The sequence below is a fragment of the Nocardia vaccinii NBRC 15922 genome (assembly GCF_001613305.1).
Taxonomy (GTDB): Bacteria; Actinomycetota; Actinomycetes; order Mycobacteriales; family Mycobacteriaceae; genus Nocardia; species Nocardia vaccinii.
Window position 1 is genome coordinate 69,867 of record NZ_BDCC01000070.1, and the last position, 13,463, is coordinate 83,329.

The following is a 13,463-nucleotide window of genomic DNA, read 5'->3' on the forward strand; positions in this document are numbered from 1 at the left end:
CAGGACATGCCTGCCACGCCGACACCACGCCGTGCCGCATCGGTCGCCACGCCACGCCGACGCAAAGTCGATAGTGCACGTCGCGATAACCTCCTCGCCCGAATCGAGGACATTTTCCTCGTCGAGGGGTTCATGTCGGTGACGATGGCGGAGCTCACCGAACGCCTGCATTGTTCCAAGGCCACGCTCTACAGCGTCGCTTCGACAAAAGAGCAGATCGTGGTTCTGGCGACCAAGAACTTTTTTGGCTCGTCGGCTGCCTCGATCGAGCAGGACGTTTCGGCGGTCGATGACCCGCGCGACAGGATCACCACCTACCTCGGCGGTGTCGCGAAGGCGATGCGGCGCAATTCACGCGCCTTCTACGCCGACATGATGGCGTTTGAGCCCACTGCTGAGATCTATCGCCGCAACACCGATCGCGCAGCGCGGCGGGTACGCGAGTTGATCGACGACGGCATCGAATCCGGGGTCTTCGGAGCGCGTGACGGCGCCTTCGCCGCGCAGCTGGTCGCTTTGGCTATCGACGCCGTCCAGTCGGGTGCCCTCCTCGATAAAACCGGTTTGTCGGCTGCTGACGCCTTCGCCGAGCTGGCGCAGCTTCTACTCAACGGGCTGTTGCGCCAACCGCCGCCAGGCCCGCTACCGGGGGTCTGACCGCCTCACGCGCCATCAACCTCTGACGGGGGCAAGCACAACTGGGTACGTTTTTACTATCGTTAGTACCCGAACTGGTGCCGTCTGCATCGTGAGCCACGCGAATGTGCGTCCTCACCTCGTCCCTTCACTCTCCATACGAGGTTGACATGAGCAGCGGAACAATGGAATTCGATGTACCGGTGACAATGCGAGATGGAGTGATCCTGCGCGCAGATGTGTTCCGGCCGGCGTGGGAGGGGCCGTGGCCCGTGGTGCTCACTCGCAGCCCCTACAACAAGCGGACGCCCGCCATCGCCGGTGCCCTCATCGACGTGATGAGGGCAGTTCAACGTGGGTACATCGTCGTTCTCCAGGACGTCCGGGGCAGGTTCGAGTCCGACGGCGAATGGCTGCCATGGGCTCATGAGCCAACGGATGGATACGACACCGTCGAGTGGGCGGCGTCGATCCCCGGCAGCAACGGTCGCGTCGGGATTTTCGGCGGAAGCTATCTGGGCAACACCCAGTGGGCCGCGGCGGCTACGCGCCCGCGGCAGCTCGTCGCCATCGCCCCTCAGACGACCTGGAGCGAGCCCGCTGACGGGATCTTCTACCGGGGCGGCGCGCTCGAGTTCGGGCTGAGTGTCTGGTGGGCTTTGGCCCAAGCGCTGGGCCAGTTCCCCAAGACAGCCGCGAGCATGGACGAACTGGCTAGATCGGTGTTCTGTGACGTCGTTTGTCGGTGGTTCTTGACGTCGCCTGTGCTGGGCGGATGTTCGTATCGGTGAATTCTGACGGCGTGATCTTGCTTGCGGTGGAAGGCTTCTCGTGTTTCGCAGGTCCGCGCCAGGAGAGTCGTCGTTGTCTCGGATGTCGAAGGTCGAGTTGTATGCCGCTATCCGGCGGGACTCCCGCGCGGGGATGTCGGGTCGTCAGCTCGAAACCAAGTACGGGGTGGGATGGCGGACGGTGCGGGCAGCGGTCGATGGGGTGTGGCCGGCCGAACGTAAGCCGTATCCGCGGCGGGCCTCGAAGCTGGATCCGTTCAAACCGTTCGTTGATGAGGTCCTGCGGGCGGATCTGGATGCTCCGCGCAAGCAGCGGCACACGATCAAGCGGATCTATGAGCGGTTGATCGACGAGTGCGGCCTGACCGATGTGGGGTATCAGACGCTGCGGGACTGTGTCGCGGTTCGCAAACCGCAGATCCGGATCGAGGCCGGTCGCGGCCCGGCGCAGGTGTTCATCACGCAGTCGCATCGCCCGGGTGAGGAAGCCGAGGTCGATTTCGGTGACGTGACGGTGCGGCTGCGCGGCGAGTTGGTGCAGGTGTATCTGTTCGCATTCCGGATGTCGTTCTCGGGCAAGGCTGTTCACCGCTGCCTCCTGTCCGGCGGGCAGGAAGCGTTCTTCGAGGGCCACGCCCACGCGTTCGCGGTGCTGGGTGGGGTGCCGTTCGGCAAGGTCCGCTACGACAACCTGCGTGCGGCCGTGGCACGGGTGATCGGTTTCGCCCGGCTGCGCGAGGAGACCGACCGTTGGACGGCGTTCCGGTCGCACTACAACCTCGAACCGTTCTACTGCCAGCCCGGCATCGACGGCGCGCACGAGAAGGGCGGCGTCGAGGGGCAGATCGGGTGGTTCCGGCGTAATCATCTTGTCCCCGTGCCGGAGATCGCTTCGATCCAGGAACTCAATGCTCTGATCGATGCCTGGGACAGCGGCGATGATGCCCGCCGCATCGGCGCTCGCCCGCGGTCGATCGGTGAGCACTTCGCGGTGGAGAAGCCGTTGCTCAAACCGCTGCCGTTCGAGGAGCTCGAGACCGGCCGCTGGTTCACCCCGCGGGTCGACCGTTACGCCCAGATCACCGTGCGCACCAATCGCTACTCGGTCCCGAGCCGGCTCATCGGCCGTCAAGTGCGAGTGCTGTTGCACGCCAACGAGTTGGCGTTTACGACGGCCGCACCGAGATCGCCCGCCACGAACGGCTGCTGGGCCGCGGCCAGTCCCGCCTGGAACTGGATCACTACCTGGAAGGGCTGCTGCGCAAACCCGGCGCACTACCGGGTGCTACCGCGCTCGAGCAAGCCCGTGCGGCGGGCAAGTTCACCCCCGTCCACGACGCGTGGTGGGCCGCGGCCCGCGCCACCCACGGCGACCGCGACGGCACCCGGGCGCGTTGATCGAAGTGCTTCTGCTGCACCGGCATCTGACACACGACCACGTTGTCGCAGGGCTGGCCGCTGCCCTGCGAGCCGGCGCACTTACCGCGGACGCGGTCGCGTTGGAGGCCCGCAAGATCGCCGACCTCACCCCGACGACACCGGTGGTGGAGCTGGACATCCCGGACCCGGTGCCGTCGCTGACACAACGTCGCCTGGCCCAGTTGCCGCCGGACCGCCGCCCGCCACCGTCGGTGGCCGTCTACGACCAGCTTCTTCGCCGCACGTCCGCCACGGAAGGAACCACCAGCCCATGACCACCACGACCAGCACACCGCGCCGGCACGGCATGACCGAGCAGGCCGCCGACGCCTCGGTCGACCAAGCCTGCCGCATGCTGCGACTGCCCACCATCCGCGCCCAGTTCGGCGACATCGCCGACGCCGCGACCAAAGAGCAGATGACCTACCGGGCGTTTCTGGCCGAGCTGCTGCTGGCCGAGTGTGACGACCGCGCCCGCAGACGCAGCGAGCGCCGGATCCGCACCGGCCTGCCGCTGTGTCTGATCGGTGACTCCGGCACCGGCAAGTCCCATCTGCTGATCGCCCTGGGCACCGAGGCCGCGATGGCCGGGTTCCGGGTGAAATACACCCTCGCCGCGAAACTGGTCAACGAGCTGGTCGAGGCCGCCGACGACAAGGTCCTCACCAAGACCATCGCCCGCTACGGTCGCGTCGACCTGCTCTGCATCGATGAACTCGGATATATGGAACTCGACCGCCGCGGCGCGGAGCTGTTGTTCCAGGTATTGACCGAGCGCGAGGAGAAGAACAGTGTGGCGATCGCGTCCAACGAGTCTTTCTCCGGCTGGACGAAAACCTTCACCGACCCGCGGCTCTGCGCGGCGATAGTCGATCGACTGACCTTTGGCGGGCACATCATCGAAACCGGCTCCGACTCCTACCGGCTCGCCCGCGCCAGAGGCAACAAGAGCTGAACACCATTGCCCTACACAAGGATCAGCGTCGATGACGCGGTCGAACTCTCCGAGCTCCCGGAATACCCCGCGTGACTGGCCCGGCCACGACCCGATCGCTGCAACTGACGGATTCACCGAACCCGGCTCCAGCGCCGACGACCTCTGCGCCGACTTCGGCCGGTTCATCTTCCTGCTCGGCGGAGACGACGGCGAACACCACCTGCAACCTTGAACGACACCGGAATTCACCGATAAAACCGTGATCATCGGGCACCCAGCGACGTCACGATTCACCGATATGCCCGCCCTGACCAGCCTTGCACCGAGCGCTCGACGGTGATTCGGCCGTCAGCTGTGTCGGTGCCCGACAGCGACGAAGGCGACATAGAGGATTCCGGCGGTTATCACCAACCAGCAGTAGGGATCACCGCTGCGTCCGGAGGCGAGGTCACCGATGAACGCACCCACATTGCCCAGGGTCAGCATCACGCCGACCACGGCCCAGGCGCGCATGCTGATCGAGGCAGAGCGCTCGTCGGGTTCCTCGGTGAGGTCGCGGTAGGTCGTGCTGCGGTATGCGAGCACCAGCAGCGCGAGACTGCATACCGCCAGCACGCCGAACACCACGAGCCCGACCCCGACCCGGCCGCCGGCAGCTGCGGCAGCAAGGCAGATGCCACCAACGCCAAGGAAGAGCGCTGGTATGGACCACCTGACCGGTCTTCTATTCGTGTGCTGAGCTCTCATCGACATCGAACATCTCCTCCACGCTGGTCTCGAAGAATCTGGCCAGGGCCAAGGCCAGCGGCAGGGACGGCGTATACCGTTCGGCCTCAATAGCATTGATCGTCTGCCGCGAGACGCCGACCGCCGCACCGAGCCGCTCCTGGGAGAGTCCCCCAGCCGACCGCAGTTCCCTGACCCTGTTCCTCACATGGAAAGCGTGCTTTACAATCCAGTTGGGTGTCAAGCGAACTTTCCATAGGGTCGAACAAGCTCGCGGTCGTCAGAATGCCGCGCGCCGACGACACGCCACGACACCCCGGACACACGACGTCACTTTCCACCGATAGACCACGAACCCGAAGCCGCCCACCGACATCAGAATTCACCGACAAACGACGTCGACATTCACCGCCCTAGCCAGACGAACTCTATGCAAAGCTCGCGGCGACAGTCGACGACCTCGACCACGCTGTAGAGCGGACGTACTGGGAGCTGCCCTCGGGCGCTGCGCCGGCCATTGCGCGCACCGGACAGCCGGACATCGGCACCGAACGTGGTCTTCGCGACCCCAGAAAGCGTGGATGCGGCGCGGGTGGCCGGCCGGTACGGCGAGGTGACGGTTCCGTCGCTCAACGTCGCAGGCTGGTTCGACGTGTTCTTGCAGGGATCGCTCGACAACTACGTCGGCGTCAGGAACGAGGGCCTACCGAGCCGGCTGATCGTCGGCCCCTGGGAACACCAGAGCGCCAACACCACGACACCAGGTCATGTCGGAGACGTCAACTACGGCCTCGGTTGGCTGGCCCCGGGTTCTGACGGAACCATGGTCGGCGTGCAACTCGACTGGTTCGATGAGGTTCTCGGCCAATCGGCGACTGCGACGCAGCCGACGTCGGGCGTGGACATCTTCGTCATGGGTATCAACCAGTGGCGTCACGAAGGGGAGTGGCCGCTGAGCCGGGCAGTGCCGACGGAGTTCTATCTACACCGCGACGGCATGCTGTCGACGTCTGCACCTTCCGAGGCTGACTCGCATACCGGTACGAACTCCCCGGAGAGTTACGAACCGCAGTTCGTTCCCGTTCCCATGTTCAGTGTGCCCCATGACGCACTTGGGGGACCGCAGCTGACCTGGGATTTTCTAGGTCCAGGTCATCCCGGTTTCGTGGCAAATCGCCCTGACCTGCGAAATCGGTGTCGCAGGTTGGTGCCCCCGGCGGGGCACTGTGAACATGGGAACGGGTCTGACCTGCGATTTTCGGTGGGGCAGTTGGTGATTGAAGCCGATTACCAGCTATGAAGGGTGCAGCATGTCGCGGGTATGCGCCGAGGGCAGGTGTCCATCAGACGTAGCCGCATGGTTGGCTTTGCTGTCTCCGGTCGCGTGCGGTGTGTTCGGATCGGGATGGTTCGGTCCCTGTCAATCCCCTCGAAGTGTGGAGGGTTCGTTTATGCGGCCTTGTCTCGTGACCAGGTCGCGGCGGCCTCCGCGCGGACGGCGGCCATGTGGGTTTCGTAGTCGACCGGTGACATCCCGCCGCAGAGCGAGTGCCGCCGGGCCGGGTTGTAGAACCCGGTGATCCAGGTGACGATCTTCAACCGGGCCTCAGCGCGGGTGCGGAACCGTTGCCGGTGCACGAACTCGACTTTCAGGGTGGAGTTGAATGCCTCGGCGGGGCTGTTATCCAGGGCCGATCCGACCCGGCCCATGGACTGCATCACGCCCGCAGCCCTGCAGAGCTGGTTGAACGCCGCGGCGGTGTATTCGCTACCCCTGTCGGAATGGAAGATCACCCCGTCGACGTCGCCACCACGAGTGGCGACTGCCATTCTCAGGGTGGCACAGGTCAATTCGGCGTCGTGATGGGCGCTGGTGGCGTAGCCGAGCAGTCGGCCGGAGAACCGTTCCTCCACGGTCGCCAGATACAGTTTTCCCTCCTCCGCCGGTATTTCGGTCACATCTCCGCACCACAACACGTCCGGGGCCACCGCGGTGAACTGGCGGCGCACCAGATCCGGGGCCACGGGGCGTTTCCCGGGCTTGGTGCAGCCGCGTCTGTGTTTGACTTTCCGTGCGGCCCAGCCGTTTTCGGCCATGATCGCGGCGATGGTGTTGTCGGACACCTGCCAGCCCTGCTCGCGCAGCTCATCACCGATACGGGGACTGCCATAGGTGGCACCGGAGGCTTCGAACACCACCCGGATCGCCTCGGTCAGCTCCTCACGGCGCTGGCGCCGGGGCGTGGGCGCCCGGTCGTGCCACTTGTAGAACCACGACTCGCTCACACTCAGGGCGCGGCAGCAAACGGCATGCGGGACACCGTGTTCGCTCCTCTGGGAGGCGATGAACCGGGCCACGCTCACTTGGTGTAGGGGTCGGACCGGGGCGCGGTGCCAGCATTTCCGCTGGCCCGTCTCCCCGATCCGCCTTCCGAACCCGCCGTGCGCCTTACGACGCAACGGGCTCTCCACGGGTTATGCCATTGCCGCAGTTACTGATTCCGGTTTCCGCCACGCCCAAGGGGTATCGATCTTCGCGCCCCGGTAGCGGTAACGCGTGACTTCCACCGTGTCCGGCCGGAACAGCGTCGCTGTGCCGTCGTTGATCTGCCAGTCAGGCAGGAATCGGCGGCGGAATACACCCCAGCCCAGCCCGTGGTGCCGTTTACGCATCCATGTCACCACTTTCCACCACGTGTAGTAGCCGAGGTAGCTGAAGGTGCGTTTGGACACCCCGTGCCGGAAATAGTCACACCATCCCCGAAGTACAGGGTTGAGATGGTGCAACAAATCGGCGAGTGTTCGATGTCTGCGACGACGCGTCAACATTCTGACCTTGCCGACGATCGACGCGAGCGCCTTCTTCGACGGCCAGGTGTAGACATATTTCTTCGACGTTCCCGGTTTGACCTTCCGCTGGATCCGGAAGCCCAGGAAATTCAGCCCGTCATCGATATGGCAGACCCTGCTCTTCTCGACCGACAGGCGCAGGCCCATCGGCGCGAGGACCGCTGCGACCTCGTCCCACAGCGCCTCGGCATCGGCCCGGCTGCCATGGACCATCACGACGAAATCATCCGCGTAACGGATAATTTTCATTGTGGGACCACCGGCCGAGCGATACCGTGTGCGCATATGTCTCGAACCGAGCGCTTCCCATTTCGCAGCGAAATGCTCATCGAGAACGGCCAAGGCGATATTGCTGAGCAGCGGCGATAGGATTCCGCCCTGCGGGGCACCGGTGAAATTGCTCCGGAAAGTGAGATCCTTGGAAAGGATTCCCGCTTTCAGGAACGATCTCACCAGGGATAGTACGCCTTTGTCTCCGACTCTGCCGCGCATCCGATCCACGAGTGCCGGATGCGAAATTTCGTCGAAGCATGCCGTGATATCTGCCTCGAACACCCAGTGATAGGCCCGTGAGCCGCTGGCGAGGTAGTGGATCTCGGCGATCGCGTCCTGAGCGCGCCTGCGTGGCCGGAAACCGTAACTGCACGGACGGAAGTCCGCCTCGAAAATCGGTTCCAGCACCAACTTCAGCGACGCCTGCACCACCCGATCGGCTACGGTGGCGATACCCAGCCGGCGCAGCTTGCCATTGGCCTTCGGGATCATCACCTCCCGCACCGGATCCGGCCGGAACCGGCGCTCCTTGATCGCCGTGCGGAGTTCTCGAAGCATACCGGCCGCATCCTCCGGGTCGAGGGATCGCGGGGCGATCCCATCCGCACCGGCCGAGCGGGCACCCTTGTTCGTCCGGACCCGCTCCCACGCCACAGTGAGAAACGCGGGATCGTAGACGAGGTTGAACACATCATCGAACCGACGGCCGGAATCATCGACCGCCCAATGGTGCAGCTTGCGCTGCATCCTGCGTACCCGCAGCTCCGCCGTTTCCGGATCGGGCCACAGCGCACTCGAATTCACAAGTGACCTCCACAGTCTGCTCTACTTGCCGCGAACCCGCTGGAGTCCTTCGCCATGTGACCGGCTCTCCCGGCCTCGGACTACTACGACTCCTCCGCCCCACCCCGCCGACATCAGCCGACGACGCGCTTTCCCTTCCGCCCGAACGGATTCCGGGTCGAGGAGGGATCAACGGGGTGGTTCCCGTGTTCACTGTTCACCGATCGACAGGTGAGGTGTCCAGCTATGCCCCTGCGACATCGCCGATGGTTACGCCGCAGGCCTTCACCACGGCCTCCCGACCGGAGAAGCGATCCGGCCCAGGAGTTCCCCGCCGAAATCGGCGGGTGCGCGTCGCTGCCCAGCCCATATCCGCCAGATTGGAGCTGGTGGGTTGACTTGAGGGGCGTCCAGCCGCTGGTTCCTCGCGTACACCTTCCCGTCTTGCTTGCCGGGCCCGATCCGTCTGGCAGTGCCGGACCGTCCCGTCGTTGTCGGGGCTGCTTGCCGCCTTCCCCGGCGTCTCCCGGATCCGGCTGCCCCCAGCTTCACCCAGCCGCTGCGACGACCAGGCGGTGCAGGTCTTTCACCTCCACTCGGTAGAACAGCGCATCACGGCGCTCCGCCTCCTTCACCCACAGGACCACTGATCGCTTGAGCACGTCGCGCTCCATCGCGATCTCGGCGTTCTCGCGCCGCAACCGCAGCAGCTCCTCACGTTCGGACTCGTTCAGCCGGCCACCATCCGCGCCCGCGTGGCGCTGCCAGTCGCGGGCCACCCAGTTGGCAAGAGTGCCCTCGTGAATGCCCAACTCCCGGGCCACCTGCGCGATCGGACGCCCGGTCTCATGCACGATCCGGACCGCTCCCTCACGGAAGTCCCGATCGAACTTACGTCTCTTCTCCGCCATCAGGCCTTTCCTCAATGATCAGGCCTCCACGGTACGAGGGGAATCACATGTGCCTCCTCGTTCGAAATCGGATGGTTTTCGAGCGTTCGGCCGAGATAGTTCGAGAATAAGCGCGCCGCCGGACAACAGTGGGCGAATCGGGTAAATGGCGCTGAGCCCCGCTGGCCGTGCAGATCGCAGCACGTCGGATCGTTTGCATAATGAAGCCATGACGGCCTACGTGATCTCCGAGGTTCGAGTCCCCGACGAGACACTCGCACAACGCTATCGAGACCTGGCAGCCACATCGATCGCCCGATACGGCGGCCGCTATCTGGTTCGCGGAACCATACCGGGAGTTCCCGAGGGCGCCTGGGACGATCAGCGACGCCTCGTCATCGTCGAGTTCCCCACCTCCGAACAGCTGCGTGAGTGGTATACCTCACCCGAATACGCTGTGGCCCTGCAAATTCGGGAACAAGCTCTCGACCGGCGGCTACTGTTCGCGGAAGGATTGCCGCCCAGCTGATCGTCCTCGACCCGGTGCTTCGGTCGTGTCGGTGGCCGACGAGGCCGTGATGATGCACGCTGCTCACCGGTGACAGCCTCGCCCTGCCGTGCGAAGAACGCCCGCCGTCGACCACGTGAATTCCGCCCGACACCGCCACCAGTGAAATTCCCACGCAGGCGCAGCAATCGCGAAGATCCGTTGCGCGGCCACCAGCCGCTGTCTGCGGTGTCGCTCACGGCCAGAACCGCGAGACCTAATTTGCGGCTCGAAAGCGTGGTTGCATAGACGCGCGTAATCTTTGTCAGCGCACGCTTACACGTAGGTCCGGCCGCTGTCCGGATCGGACGGACTTTTATGCGCGACAACCTGCCCGGCAGTCTGCGAAAAGCTGTTTCTCCTTGCTGCGAATCCGTTTCTTCAGAAGAATCCCGGTGTCCACTGGAATTCATAACGGAGGTTTCAACAATGATCGACTACATATCCGTTCTCATGTCTCGTGTACGCCGCGCGCGAGTCGGCCGGGCCTACCTGTACAACGACTGTGTGCAGTATCCGCCGATCGTGAAATAGGCATACACGTCACCCGTTCGAGGGATCACTGTGCACGGTATCGTCGGCGATCTGGTCGCCTATCGACGTAATCCGATCGCCTGGCTCGGTCGGCGCGAAACGAGCACGCCGATATGGCCTGGCTCGCCCGCGGTGTCGTCGCAGTGTTCGAACCGGATCTGGTGCACCGCGTAATGGTCGAGACCAACGAGCATTACTCCATCGATTCGGCAAGTCTGGCCGGGCTCCGGACTCGGCGTCGGCAGATGGCCGCTCTACCGTTCTTGATGCGGACCCGGCGCGATTTGCAGCGCGCGTTCAGTCAGGACCTCGTTGCCGCCCACGTGCAGCGGAGTTCACGATGGATGCCGGTCGAACTCGGACCTACGCGAACCGAACTCGTGGATATCTGCCGGACGATCACCGGACGCTGTATCGCCGATCTCTGCCTGGGCGGCGACGACAGTTCGCAAGAGATCGTCGAGGCGATCCGGGATGCGGCGGAGGGCCTGTTCAGTAACTCATTGCGTGCTGTCGATCTCTCCGAGTCCCGGGTTCGCTGGTGGCCCAGACCCTTTGCGGGCGCTGCGAGTTCGGCCAACCAGCGGTTGGTGCAACTGCTTACCGAGTGTGTCGCGCGGCGCCTGGACCAACCACGCCCTCCGGCTCCGCGCGACCTGCTCGACGCACTACTGACCTCGGCCGAACTCGGCGCCCCACCGCAGGACCGGATAGTCCCCGCCCTCCGCATGGCACTGTTCGCCTCACCGGGTGTTCCAGGAGTGGCGCTGTCCTGGCTACTGCTCCGCATGGCCGACTGCACCGAAATGCGGGAACGGGTAGTCGACGAGCTGAGTGAATCGCTGTTCGGCACGGTCGATTCCAACCGACTCACCTACACGATGGCCGTGGTGCGTGAAACGCTGCGACTGCATCCGCCGCAGTGGATTCTGTCCCGGACAACGACGCACAGCATCGAACTCGGTGGCCATCGGCTCCCACGCGGATGCGAGGTCATCCTCTGCCCCTACCTGCTCCATCGCGATCCTCGGTTGTGGGACGATCCCGAGATCTTCGCGCCGGATCGGTGGTTGTCCGGTGCGGTACCGCACAGTCGTCACGCCTACCTGCCGTTCGGATCCGGTACCCGTGTCTGCCCCGGGTCCAATCTGGGAACCAGCGCAATACTGGCCGCCACGCACCAACTGCACACTCGGTTCGAGTTTCGACTACCGAGCCCGGAAACAGTACCCACGAAATTCTCGGCTCTGCTGACCCCGTCGCAGGCGATACCAGAATGTGCCGAGCGGGTTCATCGAGCTTGACCGCGGCAGGTTGTTGAGGTTTTCTATCGGCGACGGTCAAGAGATAGCCTGGGTGGGGTCTACTATCGAGGGCAATGCGGATTTCGCTCCAGCGTCGCGCATCGCTTTCTTCAGCAGTGAAGTCGAGAATTATTGACCTCGAACTAAACGGTTGAAGCGTAAATTGTATGCGGGGCTTGAAAGTACGCGCGGATGCGCTGGGGCAGCTTCTGGACGCGCCGGAAGAACGACCGCACCGCCAGGTCCATCTGGTCGCGGTTGACGAGGGTCTTGTCGGCGAGGGTGCGTTTGAGGTCGGCGTTGACCAGTTCGTCCGGGTTCAGATGCGGAGCGTAAGCGGGTAGGTAGTGCAACTCGATCTCGTCGGCGTGGTCGGTCATCCATTTCTTGGTCGCCTTCGAGCGGTGGGCAGGATGCCCGTCGACGACCAGATGGATTTTGGTGTCGTACCCGGTGATGAGGCGCTTGCAGAAGGTGAGGAACTCGGTGGTGTCGAACCCGCCGGCGAACACCGTGAACCGCATCTCCCCACGCGGGGAGATCGCCGACATCGCGTTGAGTGAGAACCGTTTTCCCGTCCGCGCCACCGTTGGTGTCTGGCCTACACGACCCCAGGTCGCACCTGAGAGATGATCGGGTCGCACCCCGACCTGATCGGCGAACAGGATCACCGCACCCTCGTTCTTCGCCCGTTTCGCCAGCGCCGGATATGTGGTCTGCACCCATTCGGCCATCGCCTCAGGGTTCGCCTCGATCGCCCTTCGATCGGGACGCTGGAACGACAATCCCCTGCGCCGCAACAGTTTTGCCATCCCCCGCTCGGTGAACGACACCCCGAAATGCCGCCGCGTGAGTTCGGCGACCTTGCGGCAGGTCCACAACTTCCCATCCAGATCCAGCTGATCAGGCTCGTGGGCGATGATCGCCTCGATCAACGCCTGCTCCTCATCCGGCGAAAGTTTGCGCTGCTCACCGACCTTGCGTCCCGGTCGCCGCGACTCCAAACCCTCCACACCACCAAAGGCGTAGCGGGCCTTCCAATTCCGGATCGAGTTCTCCGACACCCCGAACGCCCGCACCGCCTCCGCGGCGGTCATCCCATCCCATCCCTTCCCATCCCGCAACGCCCCGACCACCCGCATCCGCAACGCCTCCTGCTGACCAGGAGAGAGTCTGCGCATGCCCATCCTGAGATCATCACCCACACAACGGATTTACTCGAACACCGGCACACCCACAAACCCGCAAACGTTAAGATCTATGTCAATAAGGTGTTTCGGCGGGCATCGGCGTGAATTTGCTGTCCGGTTCGGACACCGTGACCAAGAACCAGGCGGCTCTCGCCGATGCGATGTCCAATATGTCGGATACTTGGGCTGGATACCTTCCGCCGCAGCAGGATGTCGTGAACCAGGTCAGCGCGGTAGGCGCGCGTCACGATCAGGCGCGCCCGGATCAGCCGTTCGACGAGCCCGAGGCCGATCGGTCCAGCCCGCATCGTGTCGCAGGTCGGCGAACGGTGTGCGTCGGTGCGAGACGCAGCCGTCGCGGTGCACGGTGTGGACCTTGGCCGGCAGTGCGGTCAGCGCACGCCGCCACCTGAGGAGACCGCTTCGTGCCGCTCGGTGTAACCGACGGCGGGATACGGCTGATGTCCCGTTGGGCCGACGGCGTCGGCCGGTGATTTCCGCTTTCATGTGTTCGCTCCCCGGGACATTTCAGGATCCGCTCAACCGACGCTGAGCGGATTATCAAGCACTACAAACGATTAGT

Annotated in this window: 13 protein-coding genes and 1 pseudogene; 8 read left to right on the forward strand and 6 right to left on the reverse strand. The window is 64.1% G+C overall.

Going from position 1 to position 13,463, the window contains the following annotated elements:
- Positions 1-6 precede the first annotated feature (6 nt).
- From NV1_RS35710 to NV1_RS35730, 5 genes and pseudogenes are all read left to right on the forward strand, one after another.
- Positions 7-657, forward strand: coding sequence for a TetR/AcrR family transcriptional regulator (locus NV1_RS35710; protein WP_067901973.1), 651 nt, complete (start codon positions 7-9; stop codon positions 655-657).
- Positions 658-806: 149 nt separating this feature from the next.
- A complete protein-coding gene (locus NV1_RS35715; RefSeq protein WP_157117593.1) occupies positions 807-1,427 on the forward strand; it encodes a CocE/NonD family hydrolase in 621 nt (206 codons plus the stop codon).
- Positions 1,428-1,509: 82 nt separating this feature from the next.
- Positions 1,510-3,121 (forward strand): annotated as a pseudogene (istA, locus tag NV1_RS35720) (IS21 family transposase).
- Positions 3,118-3,801 carry an ATP-binding protein gene (locus NV1_RS35725; RefSeq protein WP_067901978.1) on the forward strand — a complete coding sequence of 228 codons (684 nt, stop codon included), beginning with the start codon at positions 3,118-3,120 and terminating at the stop codon, positions 3,799-3,801. The pseudogene istA and the gene NV1_RS35725 overlap by 4 nt, the downstream one beginning before the upstream one ends.
- 31 nt (positions 3,802-3,832) lie before the next feature.
- On the forward strand, positions 3,833-4,015 hold the full coding sequence (locus NV1_RS35730) for a hypothetical protein (protein ID WP_067901979.1): 183 nt from the start codon (positions 3,833-3,835) through the stop codon (positions 4,013-4,015).
- A 116-nt stretch (positions 4,016-4,131) separates the two neighbouring features.
- On the opposite strand, the gene NV1_RS35735 is transcribed toward NV1_RS35730, so the two are convergent.
- Both NV1_RS35735 and NV1_RS35740 read right to left on the reverse strand, forming a co-directional pair.
- A complete protein-coding gene (locus NV1_RS35735; protein WP_218027312.1) occupies positions 4,132-4,410 on the reverse strand; it encodes a hypothetical protein in 279 nt (92 codons plus the stop codon).
- 97 nt (positions 4,411-4,507) lie between these two features.
- Positions 4,508-4,717 (reverse strand): helix-turn-helix transcriptional regulator, encoded by a 210-nt coding sequence (locus NV1_RS35740; RefSeq protein ID WP_067902031.1) that lies wholly within the window; start codon positions 4,715-4,717, stop codon positions 4,508-4,510.
- Between the two features lie 345 nt (positions 4,718-5,062).
- Between NV1_RS35740 and NV1_RS35745 the strand changes: the two genes are divergently transcribed.
- Positions 5,063-5,809, forward strand: coding sequence for a CocE/NonD family hydrolase (locus tag NV1_RS35745; RefSeq protein ID WP_169813490.1), 747 nt, complete (start codon positions 5,063-5,065; stop codon positions 5,807-5,809).
- A 149-nt stretch (positions 5,810-5,958) separates the two neighbouring features.
- On the opposite strand, the gene NV1_RS35750 is transcribed toward NV1_RS35745, so the two are convergent.
- From NV1_RS35750 to NV1_RS35760, 3 genes are all read right to left on the reverse strand, one after another.
- Positions 5,959-6,981 carry an IS3 family transposase gene (locus NV1_RS35750; protein ID WP_373864693.1) on the reverse strand — a complete coding sequence of 341 codons (1,023 nt, stop codon included), beginning with the start codon at positions 6,979-6,981 and terminating at the stop codon, positions 5,959-5,961.
- 3 nt (positions 6,982-6,984) lie between these two features.
- Positions 6,985-8,436, reverse strand: a complete 1,452-nt coding sequence (gene ltrA / locus NV1_RS35755) for a group II intron reverse transcriptase/maturase (RefSeq protein ID WP_067901984.1) — start codon at positions 8,434-8,436, stop codon at positions 6,985-6,987.
- A 527-nt stretch (positions 8,437-8,963) separates the two neighbouring features.
- Positions 8,964-9,326, reverse strand: coding sequence for a transposase (locus NV1_RS35760; protein ID WP_218027313.1), 363 nt, complete (start codon positions 9,324-9,326; stop codon positions 8,964-8,966).
- Between the two features lie 208 nt (positions 9,327-9,534).
- On the opposite strand from NV1_RS35760, the gene NV1_RS35765 reads away from it, so the two are divergent.
- Both NV1_RS35765 and NV1_RS35770 read left to right on the forward strand, forming a co-directional pair.
- A complete protein-coding gene (locus tag NV1_RS35765) occupies positions 9,535-9,834 on the forward strand; it encodes a DUF1330 domain-containing protein (RefSeq protein ID WP_067901985.1) in 300 nt (99 codons plus the stop codon).
- 665 nt (positions 9,835-10,499) lie between these two features.
- Positions 10,500-11,690: a cytochrome P450 gene (locus NV1_RS35770; RefSeq protein ID WP_067901986.1), complete on the forward strand. Its 1,191-nt coding sequence runs from the start codon at positions 10,500-10,502 to the stop codon at positions 11,688-11,690.
- Between the two features lie 143 nt (positions 11,691-11,833).
- Here the strand turns inward: NV1_RS35770 and NV1_RS35775 are convergent, their stop codons facing one another.
- Positions 11,834-12,877 carry an IS630 family transposase gene (locus NV1_RS35775; protein WP_084526310.1) on the reverse strand — a complete coding sequence of 348 codons (1,044 nt, stop codon included), beginning with the start codon at positions 12,875-12,877 and terminating at the stop codon, positions 11,834-11,836.
- Positions 12,878-13,463 lie beyond the last annotated feature (586 nt).